At 37.9% G+C, this 19,359-nt stretch carries 27 protein-coding genes and 3 pseudogenes; 4 read left to right on the top strand and 26 right to left on the bottom strand.

The genetic code is table 11. The features are described 5' to 3' along the window. Window positions 1–11: 11 nt before the first annotated feature. The 8 genes and pseudogenes from KUH03_RS20940 to KUH03_RS20905 all read right to left on the bottom strand — a co-directional run bounded on the left by KUH03_RS20940 (window position 12) and on the right by KUH03_RS20905 (window position 4,768). Window positions 12–902: an energy transducer TonB gene (locus KUH03_RS20940; RefSeq protein ID WP_257096276.1), complete on the bottom strand. Its 891-nt coding sequence runs from the start codon at window positions 900–902 to the stop codon at window positions 12–14. Window positions 903–935: 33 nt separating this feature from the next. Next, complete coding sequence (locus KUH03_RS20935) at window positions 936–1,094, bottom strand: hypothetical protein (protein ID WP_257096274.1); 159 nt, start codon at window positions 1,092–1,094, stop codon at window positions 936–938. Then, window positions 1,091–1,492, bottom strand: a complete 402-nt coding sequence (locus KUH03_RS20930; protein ID WP_257096272.1) for a biopolymer transporter ExbD — start codon at window positions 1,490–1,492, stop codon at window positions 1,091–1,093. The genes KUH03_RS20935 and KUH03_RS20930 overlap by 4 nt, the downstream gene beginning before the upstream one ends. A gap of 104 nt (window positions 1,493–1,596) precedes the next feature. After that, window positions 1,597–2,178, bottom strand: a complete 582-nt coding sequence (locus KUH03_RS20925; RefSeq protein WP_257096270.1) for a biopolymer transporter ExbD — start codon at window positions 2,176–2,178, stop codon at window positions 1,597–1,599. Between the two features lie 100 nt (window positions 2,179–2,278). After that, window positions 2,279–3,104: pseudogene (locus KUH03_RS20920) on the bottom strand (MotA/TolQ/ExbB proton channel family protein). 509 nt (window positions 3,105–3,613) lie between these two features. Beyond that, window positions 3,614–3,886 (bottom strand): translation initiation factor, encoded by a 273-nt coding sequence (locus tag KUH03_RS20915; protein ID WP_306429677.1) that lies wholly within the window; start codon window positions 3,884–3,886, stop codon window positions 3,614–3,616. A 5-nt stretch (window positions 3,887–3,891) separates the two neighbouring features. After that, entirely contained in the window at window positions 3,892–4,299 is a 408-nt protein-coding gene (locus tag KUH03_RS20910; RefSeq protein ID WP_257096268.1) for a diacylglycerol kinase family protein, read from the bottom strand. Between the two features lie 35 nt (window positions 4,300–4,334). Further along, window positions 4,335–4,768, bottom strand: a pseudogene (locus tag KUH03_RS20905) (diacylglycerol kinase family protein). Window positions 4,769–5,076: 308 nt separating this feature from the next. On the opposite strand from KUH03_RS20905, the pseudogene metK reads away from it, so the two are divergent. Further along, window positions 5,077–6,329: pseudogene (gene metK / locus KUH03_RS20900) on the top strand (methionine adenosyltransferase). Window positions 6,330–6,412: 83 nt separating this feature from the next. Then, window positions 6,413–6,817, top strand: coding sequence for a Dabb family protein (locus tag KUH03_RS20895; protein ID WP_257096266.1), 405 nt, complete (start codon window positions 6,413–6,415; stop codon window positions 6,815–6,817). Here KUH03_RS20895 and KUH03_RS20890 read toward each other — a convergent pair. From KUH03_RS20890 to KUH03_RS20835, 13 genes are all read right to left on the bottom strand, one after another. After that, complete coding sequence (locus KUH03_RS20890; RefSeq protein ID WP_257096265.1) at window positions 6,810–7,205, bottom strand: hypothetical protein; 396 nt, start codon at window positions 7,203–7,205, stop codon at window positions 6,810–6,812. The genes KUH03_RS20895 and KUH03_RS20890 overlap by 8 nt on opposite strands. After that, window positions 7,202–7,717 carry a DUF58 domain-containing protein gene (locus KUH03_RS20885; RefSeq protein ID WP_257096263.1) on the bottom strand — a complete coding sequence of 172 codons (516 nt, stop codon included), beginning with the start codon at window positions 7,715–7,717 and terminating at the stop codon, window positions 7,202–7,204. Before KUH03_RS20885 ends, KUH03_RS20890 begins: the two co-directional genes overlap by 4 nt. Beyond that, window positions 7,705–8,040, bottom strand: a complete 336-nt coding sequence (locus KUH03_RS20880; protein ID WP_257096261.1) for a hypothetical protein — start codon at window positions 8,038–8,040, stop codon at window positions 7,705–7,707. Before KUH03_RS20880 ends, KUH03_RS20885 begins: the two co-directional genes overlap by 13 nt. 93 nt (window positions 8,041–8,133) lie before the next feature. Then, window positions 8,134–8,319 (bottom strand): hypothetical protein, encoded by a 186-nt coding sequence (locus KUH03_RS46350; RefSeq protein WP_306429676.1) that lies wholly within the window; start codon window positions 8,317–8,319, stop codon window positions 8,134–8,136. Further along, window positions 8,289–8,996 (bottom strand): MoxR family ATPase, encoded by a 708-nt coding sequence (locus KUH03_RS20875; RefSeq protein ID WP_306429675.1) that lies wholly within the window; start codon window positions 8,994–8,996, stop codon window positions 8,289–8,291. Before KUH03_RS20875 ends, KUH03_RS46350 begins: the two co-directional genes overlap by 31 nt. Window positions 8,997–9,117: 121 nt before the next feature. Next, the gene (locus KUH03_RS20870; protein ID WP_257096259.1) at window positions 9,118–9,456 is read right to left on the bottom strand and encodes a hypothetical protein; all 339 of its coding nucleotides are present in this window, start codon (window positions 9,454–9,456) and stop codon (window positions 9,118–9,120) included. Then, window positions 9,443–10,309, bottom strand: coding sequence for a DUF4350 domain-containing protein (locus KUH03_RS20865; RefSeq protein WP_257096253.1), 867 nt, complete (start codon window positions 10,307–10,309; stop codon window positions 9,443–9,445). Before KUH03_RS20865 ends, KUH03_RS20870 begins: the two co-directional genes overlap by 14 nt. Beyond that, entirely contained in the window at window positions 10,306–10,716 is a 411-nt protein-coding gene (locus KUH03_RS20860; protein ID WP_257096252.1) for a DUF4129 domain-containing protein, read from the bottom strand. Before KUH03_RS20860 ends, KUH03_RS20865 begins: the two co-directional genes overlap by 4 nt. A gap of 5 nt (window positions 10,717–10,721) precedes the next feature. Then, window positions 10,722–11,186, bottom strand: a complete 465-nt coding sequence (locus KUH03_RS20855; protein ID WP_257096251.1) for a hypothetical protein — start codon at window positions 11,184–11,186, stop codon at window positions 10,722–10,724. Beyond that, window positions 11,179–11,715: a hypothetical protein gene (locus KUH03_RS20850; protein WP_257096250.1), complete on the bottom strand. Its 537-nt coding sequence runs from the start codon at window positions 11,713–11,715 to the stop codon at window positions 11,179–11,181. The genes KUH03_RS20855 and KUH03_RS20850 overlap by 8 nt, the downstream gene beginning before the upstream one ends. 140 nt (window positions 11,716–11,855) lie before the next feature. Next, window positions 11,856–12,089: a hypothetical protein gene (locus KUH03_RS20845; RefSeq protein ID WP_257096248.1), complete on the bottom strand. Its 234-nt coding sequence runs from the start codon at window positions 12,087–12,089 to the stop codon at window positions 11,856–11,858. A gap of 112 nt (window positions 12,090–12,201) precedes the next feature. Then, window positions 12,202–12,687 (bottom strand): stage II sporulation protein M, encoded by a 486-nt coding sequence (locus KUH03_RS20840; protein ID WP_257096247.1) that lies wholly within the window; start codon window positions 12,685–12,687, stop codon window positions 12,202–12,204. Between the two features lie 38 nt (window positions 12,688–12,725). Then, complete coding sequence (locus KUH03_RS20835) at window positions 12,726–12,980, bottom strand: hypothetical protein (protein ID WP_257096245.1); 255 nt, start codon at window positions 12,978–12,980, stop codon at window positions 12,726–12,728. 88 nt (window positions 12,981–13,068) lie between these two features. On the opposite strand from KUH03_RS20835, the gene KUH03_RS20830 reads away from it, so the two are divergent. Both KUH03_RS20830 and KUH03_RS20825 read left to right on the top strand, forming a co-directional pair. Beyond that, window positions 13,069–13,293 (top strand): hypothetical protein, encoded by a 225-nt coding sequence (locus tag KUH03_RS20830; protein WP_257096244.1) that lies wholly within the window; start codon window positions 13,069–13,071, stop codon window positions 13,291–13,293. 43 nt (window positions 13,294–13,336) lie between these two features. After that, complete coding sequence (locus tag KUH03_RS20825; RefSeq protein ID WP_257096242.1) at window positions 13,337–13,798, top strand: RDD family protein; 462 nt, start codon at window positions 13,337–13,339, stop codon at window positions 13,796–13,798. 217 nt (window positions 13,799–14,015) lie between these two features. Here the strand turns inward: KUH03_RS20825 and fabD are convergent, their stop codons facing one another. The 5 genes from fabD to KUH03_RS20805 form a co-directional block, all read right to left on the bottom strand. Then, the gene (gene fabD / locus KUH03_RS20820) at window positions 14,016–14,906 is read right to left on the bottom strand and encodes an ACP S-malonyltransferase (RefSeq protein WP_257096240.1); all 891 of its coding nucleotides are present in this window, start codon (window positions 14,904–14,906) and stop codon (window positions 14,016–14,018) included. Window positions 14,907–15,005: 99 nt separating this feature from the next. After that, window positions 15,006–15,266 carry a hypothetical protein gene (locus KUH03_RS46345; protein ID WP_306429674.1) on the bottom strand — a complete coding sequence of 87 codons (261 nt, stop codon included), beginning with the start codon at window positions 15,264–15,266 and terminating at the stop codon, window positions 15,006–15,008. Continuing rightward, window positions 15,233–16,234, bottom strand: coding sequence for a pitrilysin family protein (locus KUH03_RS20815; RefSeq protein WP_306429673.1), 1,002 nt, complete (start codon window positions 16,232–16,234; stop codon window positions 15,233–15,235). The genes KUH03_RS46345 and KUH03_RS20815 overlap by 34 nt, the downstream gene beginning before the upstream one ends. A 279-nt stretch (window positions 16,235–16,513) precedes the next feature. Beyond that, entirely contained in the window at window positions 16,514–17,542 is a 1,029-nt protein-coding gene (locus KUH03_RS20810; protein ID WP_257096237.1) for an outer membrane beta-barrel family protein, read from the bottom strand. Beyond that, the gene (locus KUH03_RS20805) at window positions 17,514–19,346 is read right to left on the bottom strand and encodes a carboxypeptidase-like regulatory domain-containing protein (protein ID WP_257096232.1); all 1,833 of its coding nucleotides are present in this window, start codon (window positions 19,344–19,346) and stop codon (window positions 17,514–17,516) included. Before KUH03_RS20805 ends, KUH03_RS20810 begins: the two co-directional genes overlap by 29 nt. Window positions 19,347–19,359 lie beyond the last annotated feature (13 nt).

Below are 19,359 nucleotides of genomic sequence, written 5' to 3'. Positions count from 1 at the left end.
AATCTGTCATTCTATTGTGACTGAAGATTCAAACGAATTGGTAAGGTGTAAGCCACACGAACTGGACGACCATTTTGAATACCCGGTTTCCATTTCTTAGCTTTCTTCAACAACTTAACAGCTGCATCCCCTGTACCATATTTCAAATCGCGTTTTACACTAATATCTGTCAGACTACCATCTCTTTCCACGACAAAGGAAACTTCCACCACACCATTAACTCCACTTTCCTGTGCCGCTTGGGGATAATCATAGTTAGAGGATACCCATGACATAAATGCTTTCATACCGCCTATTGGCTCAGGATTAACCTCTACCGCAGTAAAGATTTTATCTCCATTCGGATCTCCATTTGGATCTCCTTTTGAAACACCAGTGATTCCACCATCTTGTTTCTTGGAACCAAACTCACCACGCGCTACTGAAGTACCTGTTGGACTACCTTTCAAAGTAATACGTGCAGGAGTTTTATTTGGATCCTTCAATTCTTCCTGCGAAGCCACTTCTTCTACAACTTTATTTGCAGGAGCCACTTTCGGCTCAGGAAAACGAATCAAATCCTCTTTCGGCACATCCATTGCCACTTGTTGAGGTTTTTCTTCCGGTTCTTGTGGAAGAGGCTCCTCTTCTGGTGGTTCTGGTGGTTTGATCTCTTCAAGGTCTTCCAAGGTAACTTCTGTTACCTCTGGAGGTGCTTCAACAGGTTTCTTTGGAAAAAGCTTATTTCCATAAACACTAAGGAGACTGGCTATGACTACGATGCCGATAACGACAACAAGCCCTCTATTGGTCGCTTTAGGGGCAAGTTTACGTAGCTCATACGCTCCGTATTCCTTGTTACGTCCCTGAAAAACGACCTCAAGCCATTCTTTCTTAAAAATATCTAATTTTGACCCTATCATATTTTTATACTTTATCGTGCTATCTAATAATGATTAATCATTGTAGATATTATCACGTTTTAAAACCTCCACTTCTTCTGGACTGATTTTAGCAATCATGTAACGTTTGATATCCACGATTTTCATTTCGTCAAGAATGTCAACTAAGTTACGTTGCGTGCTTTTATCACTCGGTCTAATGATAACGATCAAATCCTTGCCGCCAGCAACGCGAGGTACATAGGCTTTTTCTCCATCAATACCTTACGAATACCATCAGCTCCGAAACCAACTGTAGTTGGTCCTTCGATAGGATTTTTTACTTGTCCGTAAATCACAGAGACTTTGTTATCAGATCCCAATAAAACTGTCAATGAACGGTTATCAGCTGTCAATAAATCTGGCTGAGGCTCATCCTTAACTTTATTTTTATCTGGCATCGCCACGTCCATCGCTTGTGGTTTATTTAAAGATGTGGTCAACATGAAAAAGGTAATCAATAGGAAGGCCAAATCCACCATGGCTGTAAGGTCAACCTTACCACCATTCTTCTTGGACCGTACTTTCCCGCCTTTGCCTTTTTTACCACTATCCTGATTTAATTCTGCCATTTTTTGTTCTTATTAAATCGTCAATTATTTTTCCTCAGCACGCATGCCAGTGATGAAACTAAATTTGTTTTGCTTTTGATTACGCAATGTTTCAATCACCTGGTTTACAGAAGGATATTTTCGTTTGCATCAGCTTTGATTGCAATCTTCAAAGGTCCTGGGTGAACAAAGTTCTTATCCGAAGACTCTTTTTCTTTATTTACTTCCTCAGCAGCTAAACGTGTATTTTGAACCCAGTAGTACAACTCATTCGATGTGTTCTCTGTACTGTCAATTGGAATACCAGTCTGTACACCTTTTTCAGTACGCTTGCTACCATCCAAAGCCAACAATCCTTTCAACTTAGACATTGGTACACCGAAGTTTTCCATCAGTTTGAAATGATCATAGTCTTCTTGTGAAAAGCCAATGCCATATTTTGCTGACATTCTTTCTAATGCTTTTACGCGAACTTGCTGATCTGTCGTTCCGAAGAAAACTTTTCCACCATCACCGATCGTAATCATACCCACATTAGAGTCAGGTAATTTATCTTTCGTAGTTGATGCTGGGGTATCCACCGTCAATGCTTCCGGTTGGCGCGCTGTCGCCGTTAATACGAAGAACGTAAGCAGCAAGAACGATACGTCACACATCGCTGTCATGTCGATTGACGTACTGGCTCTTTTTACTTTTGCTTTACCCATTTTAAATTCTTCTTTTTAAATTAAAAACTCAATCTTCTATCCTATGATGCTTTAGTTTTTGATTTCCATAAAATAAAATCAAAAATTTTCATCATAGTTCTTATTTGTGGTTTGCAGCGTATGTTTGTACGATTGAGAAACCAGCTTCGTCGATAGAGTAAGTTAATTTATCGATTTTTGCAGTAAAGATGTTATACAATACGATAGCGAATGTAGAGGTCGCGATACCTGTTGCTGTATTGATCAAGGCCTCAGAGATACCGTTCGCTAATTTAGCTGAATCTGGAGCGCCACCGGTTGCCAATGCCGAGAAGGCTTTGATCATACCTGTTACTGTACCTAATAGACCACATAATGTACCGATAGAAACTAATGTTGCGATTACGTTTAAGTTTTTTCTCTAACATTGGCATTTCTAATGCTGTAGTTTCTTCGATTTCTTTTTGAATTGCAATAGCCGCTTTTTCAGTATTCACTTCAGGGTCTGCTGATACTGCTTTGTATTTCAATAAACCAGCTTTTACTACGTTTGCAACTGAACCTTTTTGTTTGTCACACTCAGCGATAGCTGAATCGATGTTTCCACCATTAATCAAAGATTGGATTTTTCTAACAAAGTTTCCAACGTTTCCTGTACCAGAAGCTTTGTTAATAACGATAAAACGTTCTACGGAGAAAACCCATACCATCAAGAATAAACCAAGCAAAACAGGTACGATAGCCCCAGCGTGGTAAACCATTCCTAAATAGTTACCAGGATTAGGAGCATTTTCAGGATTGTTATCAACGAAGTTAGTTGGATTACCCATTACAAATTTCCATAAACAGAAACCAACGATGAAACAGATGATGATTGCAGCTTGAGCGAAGAAAGATCCTCCGTTGTTGCTTTCTTGTTTTGCAGCAGTTTTAGGTGCGTTTGCCATTTTTCTAATTTTTAGTTTTTTACTGTTGTTTAAATATATAATGTTGTTTAAATTATATGCACTCTTATTCGCTTTCGAAATCAATTTTGCAAAGCAAATTTAATATTTAATGTCAAATTTAAAATATTCATCTCAAATATATAAAAAAATCAAATTTGTTTTTTCAAACTGAACACACCATTCATAGTGTTATTTTTCTCAGCAGTTCCCGTTATATAATCCTTATTACAATGAGCTAAATCGCTTATTAGCAATAATTATTTTACAATGAAAACCATTTTTTTTTTTGATATGCAAGAAAAACGAGGATTTTCAGCGACAAAAAGTAAGTGATTACTCATGTTTTTCATTCCATTCTCATCTCTTTTTTACATCATATTTATCTAATAAACAATTCATTAGATTTACTACAATTAGTACAGATATAGTTGTTTAACCACCAACCAATTTCACACGATACCCTTCTTTAAGTAACAACTCATAGATCTTTTGCTTAAATTCACCTTGGATCACAATCTCCCCATCTTTAACTGTCCCCCTACTCCACACTTCTGTTTCAATAATTTCCCTAAGGCTTCCAAATCTTCTATTTGTCCCACAAATCCAGTGATTAAGGTAACAACTTTACCCTTCCTCATTTTGCGATCGAGTTGTACTTTAAGGTTTTGCTGATTCACTGGCAATGTCTCCAATTCCTGAAAAGAATCAGCAAGCTGATAGTTATAACTGTCATCCGTTGAATATACAACGCCTTCGTAAGACTGTTTCTTATTTTTACTCATGATTTTTAACAAATAATTTTTATCGCCTTTGGCATGATCGAAATATTAAGCTTATCACCGAGCTCGATCGGTTCACCATCCACATGTACTGGTGAAATAGAATCCATTTCAATTTCGATATTCCTTCCCGGTATAATCTCCACATAACTTGACTGGTCAGCAGATTTATTAAACAAATGAAAAATCATCTTAGGCAAGATATATAAAGGGAATTTATGTACAATACAAACATCTAGTATACCATCATTAACCGAAGCCTGAGGTGCGATATACGCATTATTTCCATACTGGGGTGAATTGGCTACGCTAATCATAAAGGCTTGCCTTTCATAAACCTGGCCATCTATCGTTAATTTATAATTCGCTGGTTGATATTTGCTTAGCACATTAAAAACAGATTTCATATAACCCAAAGGTCCACGGATATTTTCGTTGGCAAAATTCTCACTTACTGATGCGTCGAACCCCAGTCCTGCGATATTAAAAAACGACGATCATTAATGACACCACAATCGACCTCAATGGATTCAAAACGATTTATACGGCGGATAGCCGCAGCCTCATTCATCGGAATACCTAAATAAAGTGCCAGACCATTACCTGAGCCCTCAGGAATAATACCCAAAGGTATGCCTGAGCCAACCAAAGCAGATCCTAATTCATTGATTGTCCCATCTCCCCAACGGCAATTACCGCATCATAGCCCTCCTGAATAGCCTTTAAGCCAATTTCGTAGGCATGATTGGGTCTCGCTGTTTGCTGAAATGTAGGATCAAATTTCTGCAAATCCAGCACATCCAATACCTGCTTTTTAAAGGACGTTTTACGCTTTCCTCCTGAAATAGGGTTAATAACAAACAATATTTGTTTACGTTCTGACATATCCAAAGATAGCGGAAATTACCAATTTCTTAAAATAATGTAATCTTTATACCGTTTTAGCATCGCTTTCTACGCTTTTTAAAATTAAAAGACAAATTTGATTTTAAATATCCCACAAAGTATCGTAGCTTTGTCGCAACAAAAAATAGAATGTGGACTGATTTGCGTGCTGTTGCATACACAAAGCAACGACAAGGAGATTGCAACCACAGTAAAAAAGTGCTAAAAACCCTTCGCTATCACGGCTCTTATCACTTTGCTGTAATTTCATTTCTAGCGCGAATCCAATATTAAAATTACGTAAAAGCATGGCTTATTTATTTACGTCAGAATCTGTTTCTGAAGGACATCCAGACAAAGTTGCGGATCAAATTTCAGATGCACTAATAGACAATTTTCTAGCATGGGATGAAGACTCTCGTGTTGCTATTGAGACTTTAGTAACGACTGGTCAGGTCGTTCTTGCAGGTGAGGTTAAATCAAACATATATTTGGATGTCCAGAAAATAGCCCGCTCTGTTATCCAAAAAATCGGCTATACCAAGTCTGAATATATGTTTGAAGCAAATTCCTGTGGTGTGTTATCTGCAATCCATGAGCAATCTGCGGATATTAATCAAGGTGTAGACCGCAAGACAAGACAAGAGCAGGGAGCTGGAGACCAAGGTATCATGTTTGGATACGCAAATAATGAAACCGAAAACTTCATGCCTTTAGCATTAGACCTTTCCCATCGTCTTTTATATGAACTAGCGGAATTGCGTAGAGAAAACAATGAAATAAAGTACCTACGACCAGATGCAAAGTCACAAGTAACATTGGAATATGGCGATGACCATAAACCAAAAAGGATTGATACCATCGTAATTTCGACACAACATGATGATTTCGACAGTGAGCCTGTCATGTTAGATAAAATCACACAGGATATAAAAACAATTTTAATTCCGCGTGTTAAAGCACAATTGAAACCAGAACTTCAGTTGTTATTTAATGATGAAATTAAATTCCATATCAACCCCACGGGAAAATTTGTTATCGGCGGCCCACACGGGGATACTGGGCTTACTGGCCGTAAGATCATCGTAGATACTTATGGAGGTAAGGGTGCACATGGCGGCGGGGCTTTCTCTGAAAAGATCCATCAAAAGTAGATCGTTCAGCGGCTTACGCAACCCGTCACATAGCCAAAAACTTGGTTGCTGCGGGTGTGGCAGACGAACTACTCGTTCAGATATCCTATGCAATTGGAGTGAAAGATCCGATGGGAATTTATGTAAATACCTATGGTACGAGTAAAGTAAACCTGACAGATGGCCAGATTGCTGATAAAATAGCGCAATTGTTTGATATGACTCCTTATGGCATTGAAACCCGTCTTGGTCTTAGAAACCCAATCTATTCTGAGACCGCCGCTTATGGTCACATGGGAAGAACACCAAGAAAAGTAACCAAAGAATTCGAAAGTTCCACTGGAGAAAAGAAACAAATCGAGGTGGAGTTATTCACTTGGGAAAAGTTAGATTACATCGAGAAGGTGAAAGAAGAATTCGGTCTGTAAAGGACTCACCTATCAAAATATAAAAGGGATATAGCAAATGTATCCCTTTTTTTGTACCTTACTATCTCTAAACCGCATCATAAATGAAAAGACGCAATTTTTTGCTTGCACCTATGGTGCTCGCCTCCGCACCAGCATGGGCAAATTCGGCGCAGTCAGATAACGACATGCACCCTAACACAATTATCCACGTTGTCAATTTTTGGCTGAAGGAAGATATCAGTGAAGAACGTAAAAAGGATTTTGTCGGATTTTTTGAAGAACTCAGAAAAATTGAAACAATTAAAACACTCAATTATGGAGTTCCTGCACAAACAACCGCGAGGCCCGTTGTTGATAATAGCTTCGATTATACATTAATTGTAACATTTAAAGACCTTAAAGATATTGGTATTTATGAAACCCACCCAATTCATCTAAAAGCCATTGAGAAATACCAACACTTTTGGACAAAAGTCATGGTGAAAGACACAACCATTATTAAATAAGTCCACGTGCCTTTATTTCTAAATATTTATTGATGGAATTTATAGTCAAATTTTCCGGAGCAGTGTAAATGGTCTGAAACCCATTACGGATCAGTTCCTGTACAATAAGTTGTTTCTCATAGATAAATTTTTCAGCAATAATTTGATTATAGATCTCAATCGTTTTTTTAGGTGAACTTTTAGCCAAATCTTCAACTTCAACATTTTTGAAGACCACCACAACAATGATATGACTCCTGTTTAACATCGACAGATAATTCATCTGTCTTCTTAGCGAGTCTAGCGTTTCAAAATTTGTATAGAGAAAGACCAACGAACGTTTATTAATATGTGCATTTGCATAACTATAAAGTTTCCCATATTCAGGCTCGTCAAATTTTGTAGTCACCTGATATAAAGCTTCCGAAATCTTGAGCATCTGATTATTCCTTTTTCAGCCGGAATAAAAACGTTCACATCTTTTGAAAAGGTCAATAATCCAGCGCGATCTTGCTTTAGTATTGTTGCATTTGAAAGAACCAGGGAGGCATTGATTGCATAGTCCAATAGTGTCAACCCATCAAAGGGCATTCGCATGGCTCGCCCCAAGTCAATAAATGAATAGATCGGCTGTGACTTTTCCTCTTCATACTGATTGACCATTAGCTTTTTGGTTTTTGCTGTTGCCTTCCAATTCATACGACGATAATCATCGCCTTGAACATACTCACGAACATGGTCAAACTCCATTGCAGAACCGATACGGCGGATTCGCTTTATCCCCAATTCATTTAACCGATTGCTCGTTGCTAAGAGCTGATACTTTCTCAACTGAATATACGATGGATAACAAGGAATTTCTTGAACCTGGTTGGTCACAAATCTCCGTTTGAAAAACCCAAAACGTTTCACGAGTGCCATACATCGCCCAAACTGATATATCCCCTTTGTGTTGGCCGCATCAAATAAGAGATTTCCGAACTTTGATACGCAGACAAACGGGTAGAAAATTCATTGTTACGAATTTGAAGTTGTATTGGAAATTCCTCTAGGATCTCTATAATAGTTGGAAATGGATAGAAGGAATTGACGATTAACTTCATCGGATTTTCATCCCCATTGGACAACTTCTCGGGGTATGCCCTTGTGATTTCAATACGGCCCTTGCCTGCAAATAATACAACGAAATCAAAAATCAACACAGCTAACCATAGCCAAAAGACAATCCATGCAACAATAAACAATCCCTTAATAAAAAGGAAATTGCAAAAGTGTTGCTATCCCCAATAGAGAATAGAAAAACTGATTGGTCAGAAAAAGCTGCTTTAATCTTCTCATTATCTTGGAATTTCTACCGTATTAATGATTTGGTCAATAACATAAGAAGTTGTAAAACCCTCCATTTCCCGTTCAGGAGTCAGCATAACACGATGTCCCAAGACCGCGGATGCAACCCTTCTAATATCTTCAGGTGTAACAAAATCTCTTCCACTTAATGCTGCAGACGCTTTGGCAGATTCCATAAGGCAATAGAAGCCCGCGGTGAGGCTCCTAAAGTTAAGCTTGGATTGGTACGCGTCTTTATGATCACCTGAGCAATGTAGCTTAACAATTCTTCGTGTACGAAAATTGATTTGATAAGTCGTTGAAATGAAAAAATTTCTTCCGCTGAAACCACACTATTTACTTGATCCTCTTTATTGGATGCTTTCTGCGCATGATGCTCTTTCAAGATCTCCAGCTCCTGCTCAAGTTCTGGATAATTCACATTGATCTTAAAAAGAAAACGATCTAGTTGTGCTTCAGGCAATCGATAGGTTCCTTCGTGTTCGATCGGATTTTGCGTAGCAAATACAATAAATGGAACTGGCAAAATATAGGTATTTCCATCAACAGAAACTTGATGCTCAGCCATACTTTCGAAAAGTGCAGCTTGTGTTTTTGCTGGAGCACGATTGATCTCGTCAATCAAAACAATATTGGCAAAAATAGGACCTTTGCGAAATTCAAATTCGTTGCTTTTTAGATCCAAGATAGATGATCCCGTCACATCTGAAGGCATCAAATCTGGGGTGAACTGAATACGTTTAAAGTCACTGCTGATTGTCTTAGCTATTAATTTTGCTGATAAAGTCTTCGCTACACCAGGTAACCCTTCTATTAGCGAGTGCCCAGAAGCCAAAATCGAAATCAGTAACATATCAATCAGTTGATCCTGTCCGACAATAACCTTTTTACCTCCAACTTTACTTGAGCCATTTTATCATACAAAACCGAAATATCAATTCGGTTTTCGAAAGATATATATTTATCGAAGTCACTCATATCATTTTTGCTTTATGTTTAAAATCTTCTATAATTTCATTAATCTGCCTTAATCCTGCCACATCATTCTGCTGTATTCCTTGCATGTGAATGATTAATCTGATTAGCTGTTGTGTTTCAGCTAGAGAGACTCCCGATCTCTCTGCCAATTCTTCACAGAAGCCCTCTTCTCTTAACGCTAAGGTATCCATATGAAAACGGGTTCGTATATCGTGTAAGAAATAATCTATTTTCTTATCAACCATATTGGCTGGTGTGCCGTTTTCGTAATATAATGTTGCAATTGTCTCACAAAACTCTTTGGAAAGATTGGGTTCCGGCTTAGCAATTTCCACTGCACGCTGCTCCTTTTGCTCTTAAACGCAAGCAAAAGAACAAGTCCCCCAAAAGCACATACCATGCTTGCCTTAATCCCGGATTGGTCAACAGAACCCGCAATGGAGTACGGTACTGAGCCGTATTCGCCTTAAAATCATACCATACAATAGGTTTATCATTTAAGTAAGATAATGATTTTGCGGCATACGCATATTGAGAGGCTGAATTCAGTAGATAATAATTTCCAAATAAATCTGGGGTCAGGTGCAAATAAAGTCTGCCCTTGCCAATCTGTACCTCAACAAAATTAGGTAGTAAATATTCCTGATAAGTGACCCCGCCCAGAATGGTTACATTCTTGGGTAGCTTACTAAAGACAGTACTTAAATCCGATTTTGCATAATGAATTTTACTATTATCGTTAGTCAGCTTGACTCTTAAATGGCTTTTAATATCAACGCCTTTTTTATAACCATAAAAATCAAATACCTTAATGGCCAAGGAATCCAAAAGATAATAATCAATCGTTTCAGCAATAATCATCGCCTTTCCTCCTCGAGACACATAGTCAAGTAATTTATTTTCCGCTGCTTCACCCAAGGAAAAATATGAAGTATAAAATAGAAGGTTCTTATCCGTTCCTTTCGTACTATCTAGATATTGATATAATGGACGCTTGAGATCCTCATTATGCTCATCAATAATATGTTTTAATTCATTTCTGAGCACGTATCCTCCAAAAGGATTTTTATCTTTCGCATCGAAAGTCCGATCCCAAATAATCGGTTTCTTGCTCGTCATGTCGATGATACCAATCAGTAACAGGACGATTCCCAATAATATCAATCCAAATTTTACTGATCCCTTCATGTAATTTGATTTTGATATTGGTTAAACAATTGTTCATACTGACTGAAATCTGAGGCATTTAATTCAAATTGCCCAAACCAGACATAGTCAAATATTCTGGTACATTCCTCGAATCCCTCACGTAAGGTATTATTCTGTATCTCATTAGCAAATTCAGCATTTGTTTTACTATGCTTCCACTTAATGTAACCTGTTTGCGCCAGTTTTTGAATATTCAATAATTGTAGATAGCGAATGCCCAGAGCATAATTTTTCTGTTCAACAGCATCATTAATATATTGTCTGAGATCGCTGTTCATCAAGTTCCTCTCCACATAAGCCAATGTATCCAAGACATCTTCTTCCCGCTCATGTTTAATGAAATATTGATTTTTATTATATAGCACTTTATAGAGAACAAAAGCCAATGCGATTAACGCAAAAAAGCAAAAACATAACCAAATTCTTTATCAAATTTATACGGATTATCAGGCATTATATCTCCCAGCCATTCCGAAATGCGGGATAAAATACGTTGCAATACGCTTATCTTATCTTTGATATTCTCGGAATACACAAAATCATCACGTTCATATCGTTTGATAATTTCTGGATAGGGATCCATCTTAAATACCCTCTCCTGACTATATTTAGGAATAGAATCAAATAAATGGGGATCCCAAAGTGCATTGTCACTATTGTCAGCTTTTGTCATTGCAACAGAATCCATTGCTGCAGAGTCTAGGGCGATACCCACAGAATCCAACAGGGAGGCAATAGAATCAACTGCCACCGAGTCCACGGTATAAGTTTCCGATTTCTCAGTTGTCGGTTTCGGATCGCAGCCGCCTAGTGACAGCATAAATACAAAAGAAACAACGAATAATATTCTATTCATTCTTGCCTCCAATCTGATCAATTATACCATAAATACGTTCACCAAATTTGAGATCCTTTGCCGTTTCATAAATTATACCATTGGCCAATACACCTGCCATATATAAGAAAAGGGTAAACAATGTAATAAACATCCCTCCCAAAGTCATTAACAGTTTTCCCCAGGACGAATCAAAGAAAGCTGCGTCCAATCCCAAAAAATTGTAAGATATAAGGGAAATAATTATCATGGGAATTATAGAAATCATCATGATGGCCATCTGGAAGATAAAATTGACGATATAGGTCGCAACCCCATATTGGATCAGCTTTTTACTCAGCATAACATAGGAATCAGTAAAACAGCTTCCCAATTCAGAATACCCCTCACGGTAGAACAAAAATGAGCTAAACAACCAGATTCCTACGATTGACATCAATATACCAATCGCAAAACTCCCAATAAACGGAATAAAAGCGGAGAGGATCGCAACAATTGCGAGTGGTATCGAAACAACGATCAACGCCAAAACCATCGCAAATAAAAACATAAAATACCGACCTATATTTGCTCTAAAATTTTGTAGGACCTCTTTTCCTGTAAATAATGTGTTTTTACGTTCTTTCAGAAGAATAAAATATTCAATAGAAATACCATAAACATATAAACCAAGCCCAATTAATGCTAGAATCAGTAATCCGGCCCAAGTGAATCCATCAATATCTTCGAATGAGCTACTGCTTGCAGAAAAGGTGATTTTGTAGAAAGAAAATAATATACCAATGCTATTCCAGCTAACGGCAATGCAGACAGGCCAAATATTGTCGTCACAAAATGTTTATAGATCAATTTAAAAAGGTCTATAAAGTTCTGGACAAAATCGCCTATCTTTCGTTCTTTCTGAAACTCAAATTCTACTTCCATTGAAACCGTTTTGCTAATCGATAGGGGTTAATAACATAAAAGAATAAGATAGCGATCAATGATAGGAGTATGATGAATAGACTAAGCCATATCGACACATCATAGTATCTAGTTACAAAGCCCTCCAATGTGCCCGCGACAATAAAAAGGGTATTGTACTAACCAGTACTTTCATAGCAATCTTTGCTGTCTGAACAAAAGAAGCCATCCGAGTATAAGATCGTGGGAACAAGATACTATTTCCAATCGCCAGTCCACAGCCTCCTGCAACGATGATCACCGAGATTTCGATAGTTCCATGAATCCAAATAGCTGACATTGCTTTTCCCATTACACCATATTGGAAGAACATCTGATGAAAAGCACCCAGCATAATACCATTGCTAAACAATATATAACCCGTGCCAATACTCAGAAACAACCCCAATGCAAAAGCCATAAAAGCGACACGCACATTATTGATCGTAATCCAGATCGCCGAACCGAAATTACTTCCTTTACCATAAACTGCGGCAGGATCACCGGCTTTAATGCTCTCGATCGTTGAATCAACATAAAAATCGCCTAAGATCAGCCGAATAAAATCTATATCATACATCGCTGAAAGAAAGCCAATCGCCGATGCGAGTATAAAAATCAATAAGGAGTAACAAAGCTGCCGACGTATAGACCAAATTGCCTGAGGAATCTCTTCGTTAATAAAAGATTTAAATTTATTGTTAGAGGCCTTGCGATCTTTATAGATTTTTGATGAGCTGTTACAGCAAGTTCATTTAAGTAACTTCGAACCTTACTATCGGGATAAAATGTTTGTGCGTAAGCCAGATCATTTGTCAGCTCAATATAATTTGAAGCCAGTTCGTCTGGATCAACCTGCATATTAATTGACAAATTATTTTCAATTAACGTCCATTTTCTTTATTTCGTTCTACAAATGATGCTTCTCTCATTAATTTTTTTAACTGGCTAAACCAAATATATGAATAAGCTTGAGATAAACACAGCACAAAATGTAAAAATCCAGTATAATCTTGCTAGCCTAGGTTCGAGGATGATCGCATTTGCAATAGATTACTTTATTATCGTGTGTTACTTTTTCTTTTGCATGTTTCTGTTGGATGCATTAGATATCACGAGTAGAGACCCTTATCTTTTCTACGGTATTATTATGGGGATGACGCTACCTGCATTTTTTACACCTTGATTACTGAAACGGCATTTGGCGGTCAAACCATTGGTAAAAGATCATGAAAATAAAAGTAGTGAAGCTCGATGGCTCTCGTGCTGACTTTTATCAGTATCTATCACGATGGACATTATCAATAGTAGATATATGGATGACAATGGGTGGTATTGCGATTACTGCTATTGTCCTATCCAAAAATGGTCAACGCATTGGAGATATCGCCGGAGAAACATCTGTCATTAGTTTGAAGCCTAGTTTGAAGCTCAGTGATACGATTTATGAAGAGACATTTGAAAATCATCCTATTTTATTCCCTCAAGTCATTAAGTTGAGCGACAAAGATGCGAACGCGATCAAAGAGGTTTATCAAACAGCATTTGAAAGAAGAGATGTAGGAATACTGACAGCCTTGGTGCAGCGTCTCGAAACGGTTATGGAAGTTAAACATCCTGAAAAAATGACACCTAATGATTTCGTTTTACAGGTTATGAAAGATCATTACAGCATGTTTAAGGACAAATAGACTTAATAATTTGCTATATAAACTTTGCTTTTAATTAAGCAATTGGTATTAACCAGAAGTACTACGACTTTTATACCCTAGCAACCGAAGAAGCACCTTAGAAGGCAAAGTTTATGCGCCCTCAATTCATGTTTTGTAAAGAAGAAACGGTGAGATTTTAAGTATAAGAAAAGGGCCGAATAATCGGCCCTTGATATCCTTTTAGCTAGGACAACTCTTAAGCTGTTACCGAAGCAGCAGAAGTTTGTACCTGACGATCTACTTTCTTAACTAAACCTTGCAAGACATTTCCCGGTCCGACCTCTACAAATGCAGTAGCACCGTCCGCAAGTATATTTTGTACAGTCTGTGTCCAACGGACGGCCCCGGTCAACTGTGCAATCAGATTTTGCTTAATAATAGCGGGTTCCGTTTGTGGCTTTGCGTCAATATTTTGATAAATAGGGCATCTTGGCGATAAAATATCAGTCGCTTCAATGGCAGCCTGTAATTCTACTTTTGCAGATTCCATCAATGGCGAGTGGAATGCACCACCTACATTTAATTTTAAAGCTCTTTTCGCTCCTGCTTCAGTCAATAAGGCACAAGCTTTATCTACACCCTCAATTGATCCTGAAATAACCAATTGTCCTGGACAATTGTAATTTGCAGCTACAACCACTTCATCCACTTTAGCGCAAATTTCTTCCACAACAGCATCTTCTAAACCCAAAATAGCCGCCATTGTTGAAGGTTGCAATTCACATGCTTTTTGCATAGCATTCGCACGTTGTGACACCAATTTCAATCCATCTTCGAAACTCAAAGCTCCTGCTGCAACCAATGCCGAAAACTCACCTAAGGAGTGTCCTGCCACCATATCTGGCTGAAATGAGTCTCCCAAAGCTTTGGCTAAAATAACAGAATGCAGAAAAATTGCAGGTTGTGTTACATTGGTTTGTTTCAACTCTTCGTCCGTACCGGAAAACATAATATCCGTGATACGAAATCCTAAAATATCATTAGCCTTTTCGAACAAAGCTTTTGTTTCTTCATTTAAGTTATACAGGTCTTGTCCCATCCCAACAAATTGGGCTCCTTGACCGGGAAATACATATGCTGTTTTCATCTGTTATATTTTTTTTTTTAATGGCTGATGAGAGCTCGCAAGCTCGGTTTCATATTTAAGAATTACTGCAACCGCAAATATATAGAATTCTATCAAATATTAATCTTCGGGAACAAAACTCAATGACAGCATCTTCCTGGGATCAAAGACATCCTGGGCAATGGCTAAAAGACTAGTGTTATCTAAATGCTGGATTTTTTCGATCACTTCATCCAATAATATAACACGATTATAATCCATCACATTTTTAGCCGCCGAAATAATCATACTCATCCGATTTTCTTCTGTTAAAGCAATTTGACCGATAAACTTCTGTTTTGCTTTCTTCAGTTTAACATCGGATAGGGATTGATCGCACATTTTAAATAGCTCTTTAAACACCAACTTTTTGCTTTTTCAACCTTTTCTTCATCGGTTCCAAGATAAATACTAAATAACCCTGTATCCGAAAAGATCGTGTAATTAGATTCGATGGTGTAGGCAATTCCATATTTTTCCCGAATGGAGAGATTAAGGATAGATCCCATCCCCATTCCTCCCAACATATTATTCAGAAGTAACAATCCTGTTTTGCGTTCGTCACGATAGTCATAGGCCAATGAGCCCAGCATATAGTGCACTTGATTAATTGGTTTGGGAATTTCAATATGCTGTTCTATAATTGGACTAACATCATTTCTCGTACGCGAAATAGTATTTTGCGTTATTCCTCCAAAGACTTTATGCAATAACTTTTCGACCTCTTTAAGCCTGTAATTACCAGTAATACCGATAACCATTTCATGAGTATCGTAATTAGATTTCATAAAATCTGTAATATCATTCTTTTGTAATGCTAGAAGTTGATCTTCAAGCCCCAGGATGTTATGTCCCAAACCCGATCCTCGAAATACAAGATCTTCAAAATCATCGACGATAGATTCTTCCGGACTATCCAGATAAGATGCCATTTCATCGACAATAACCGATTTTTCCTTGTCCATCTCCACCTCAGGAAAAGTAGAATGAAAGAAAATATCCTCAAATAGATCCAGCGCTCTATTGAGATAAGGCTGTAGTATAGATGCATGAACACAAGTATATTCTTTTGTTGTATAAGCGTTCAGATCTCCTCCGACAGACTCCAAATAATCAATAATCTGTTGCGTTGAACGTTTCTCGGTTCGTTTAAATAAAAGATGTTCAATAAAATGAGCTACACCAAACTTACCCTCGGATTCGTCCCGTGACCCTGCATTAATAACCATACACACATGGGTTATTGGCAAATTTTGATATTGGAACACCACACGGATTCCATTTGAAAGTCTAATGATTTCGTACTCCATTCAGTTTATGAAATTTCTTTAATTGATCTATTCTCACTTCTCTAATGCATTTCCCCCTCACAAACCGGCCAAGCTTTCCTTATTTATGATAATTGGCGAAAAGATCGTCCATCTATATTTACAGTCAGCCCGTTATTGCAACAATAGCGCAAACATATTGTATGCCATAGGTCAAACTTAACCATTTTGGTGAATTTTCAGCAAAACTAGGGATTTTTAAACGCAAAACGGTCATAGCGAAATCACTATAACCGTTTTTTAGCTAGCTTTTTGTTCGGCTTACATACGGGGTCTTCTCATACCTCCATGAAAGTCATCTCCTTGTGGTGTCCCCATTGCAAACTTCTGGAATTTATAGGTGAATAACAGCATGAAATAACGTCCGAGGCGATTCGTGCGACTATCCATGATCATGGATTCGTTCACTGTTCTAGATACATTGGTCTGTTCGTTCAGCAAATCAAATGCCTGCAGACGTATAGTACCGCGTTGTTCCTTTAAGAACTTTTGCTCAACATAAGTATTGATAACAAATGGATTTGCATTGATTCCCGCACCATAACCACTATTAAACTGTTTTGATAGATCTGCCCCAAAAATTGTTGTCGGTGTAATATTTATTGAACCAATCAAAGTCGGTGTCCAAGAAGAAACATTGGTTGTTCGATTTGTCAATGAATTTTCCGTATGATTGTATTGATAACGAACACCAGGATTTATTTCTAGATTTTCGGAAGGATTATACCGAAACATCAAACCCTGATTAAATACAATATTGCGGGCAATATTTTTTTGACCAATATTATCATCCTTCTCCGTAGAAATATAACCTATGTTTTTGTTATAAGAAACTCCTCCCATCAACATAATATTGTAGGTTTTTTCTTTCAGTGATTTCCCATAGTGATAAAAAGAACTAACATTAAATGGTTTGTCATTAGTTTCATTCAAATACCGTGTTTCGGAAATTAAGGTGGAATTTGTTTGTCCCGTCTGATAATCTATTAAATCATCAAAATAACTCTTGCTAAGGCTCACAATTTTATTATTTGTCAGGCCAGCATTGACAAAAGCGAAGAAGTTATTCCCTTTCTGAAAATCATTTTTGCGAAAACGCATATTCAATTGGTGGCTAAACTCGGGATTTAGATTTGCATTACCGATTACTATACTCGTACGATTTGTACTCATATCAAAGGGTAGAATCTGGGTAACTGACGGTTCATTTGGCGTGCCGGAATAGTTCACAGAAATATTGGATTGACGAGAGAACTTATACTCAAATCGCGCAATTGGCATCCAATTCATATTGTTGCGATGTATTGGAACAATTAATCCCGAACTGATTGCATCCCCGCAATTGAGACGGTTGTGCAGCTGCCCCAATGGAATAGGTGATTTTATCGCCATTGTATAAATAATTCGCACCTACTTTATGTGTTGAGAAAGAATAATCATAATTATAGTCAAAATTCAATTTAGGATCATCAGCAATTAGCTCCCCAGCCATATTACGACCTTCCTGTCTATTGGAATTATCATATTTATTCTTGTTGAAATCATAGGTAAACTCTAATCTTCCTTTTTCTGAAAGTGGCTCTGTATAGTTCAATGAAGCCCCTGCGTTCCAGCTTTTATTGCTGGCCTCTAAAATCGTTTTCTCATAAATCGAACTTAAAGGAGCATCTGCATTATTGGGATCTGCCAATAACCTATCCAAGATTGCGTTTTGATCTTTTTCTGTTTTTGCGTTATTGAAGTTCATATTTACAAAAACATTTCTTCCTTTATCATTCAGTTTACGATTGTATAATCCGCTGACACCAAATCGAGGAGCCGTCGAATTAGCGATAATATCCTGTTTTTGTGAATTGTTAAATGCGTTATTGCGATAGGTAGTTGATTCAGAAAATGTTGTTACATCACTTTTATCATAACCAAACTGTGGTGAGATTTTAATATAGTCATTGGCTGAGGGCTTCCACTCCACATTTGCCTCGAAGCGATGACTACCACCAATCGTATTGCTATTAGAAGTAACACTATCTGTTTGCATGATATTGGGAAGCGTATTTTCCTGAAATCGCTGTGACAATGTTGTATTATTGCTGTGGCTATAGCTATAGCTACCATAAGCAGTCAGCTTATCAGAAAAATCTTTGCGAAAATTAAGGCCAATGGAACCTATCTTAGTCAGGCCATCTGAACCACCAAACATACCACCACCACGGCGTCCACCGCCACCTTGACCCCGTCGAGCACCACCACCTGTTGTGTTGAAATCAAACAAGGGTGCATTGGTATTGTTTAAGTTTCCTAGTACAGAAATCTGCTCTCCTTCGCGCATCCCCATCCACATTCCTGTTGCCTGATAACGATCCTCTGTACCATAACCGGCACGGAGCGTTGTCATATGACCTTGGTTATATTTGGGATCGATCTGAATGTTTAGTACTTTTTCGGAATCGCCGTTCTTGTTCCCTGTAATATTGGCCATATCACCATAATCATCGATGATCTGCATTTTCTGGATAATATTTGCGGGAAGATTTTGCGTAGCCGTTTTTACATCGCCACCGAAGAAGTCCTTTCCATTGATACGAACACGCTTCACCGATTCGCCCTGTGCGGTAACATTCCCATCTTTATCTACCTCCACGCCCTGCAATTTTTTTAATGCGTCTTCCGCAACGGATCCCTCGCGCAACTTCAGATCCTTCATCGTGTACTCCAGCGTATCACTTTTCACAACAACGGTAGGCACCCCATCCACAACAACCTCCTCAAGCATCTGCGAATTCTGCTGCAAGGTCAAACTTGGGATAATGTATTTTACCTCTCCCTTAGGAAAATCAAACTCCTTTTCAAAACGTTCAAATCCTAAATTAGAAACGGTAATCTTAAACGTATCCGCCTTGATCTTATCAAAGATAAAAATACCGGCCATATTTGAACCTGCTACCATAGAATCCAATTTTGAAGTCAACTTAACTGTTGCTCCAGCGACAACTCGGTTCTTGTCGTCTTTCAACATTCCTTGTACGCTTCTCGTCTGGCCATATACAGTCCATCCAGTTAACATACTCAACAAAAAAAGCATAAAGCCTCTCATAACATCTATTTTT

This window comes from Sphingobacterium sp. E70, from assembly GCF_019285695.1.
In the GTDB taxonomy this organism is placed as follows: domain Bacteria; phylum Bacteroidota; class Bacteroidia; order Sphingobacteriales; family Sphingobacteriaceae; genus Sphingobacterium; species Sphingobacterium detergens.
Note: the sequence above shows the minus strand (reverse complement) of the source record. Positions and strands in the feature narration are given on the sequence as shown.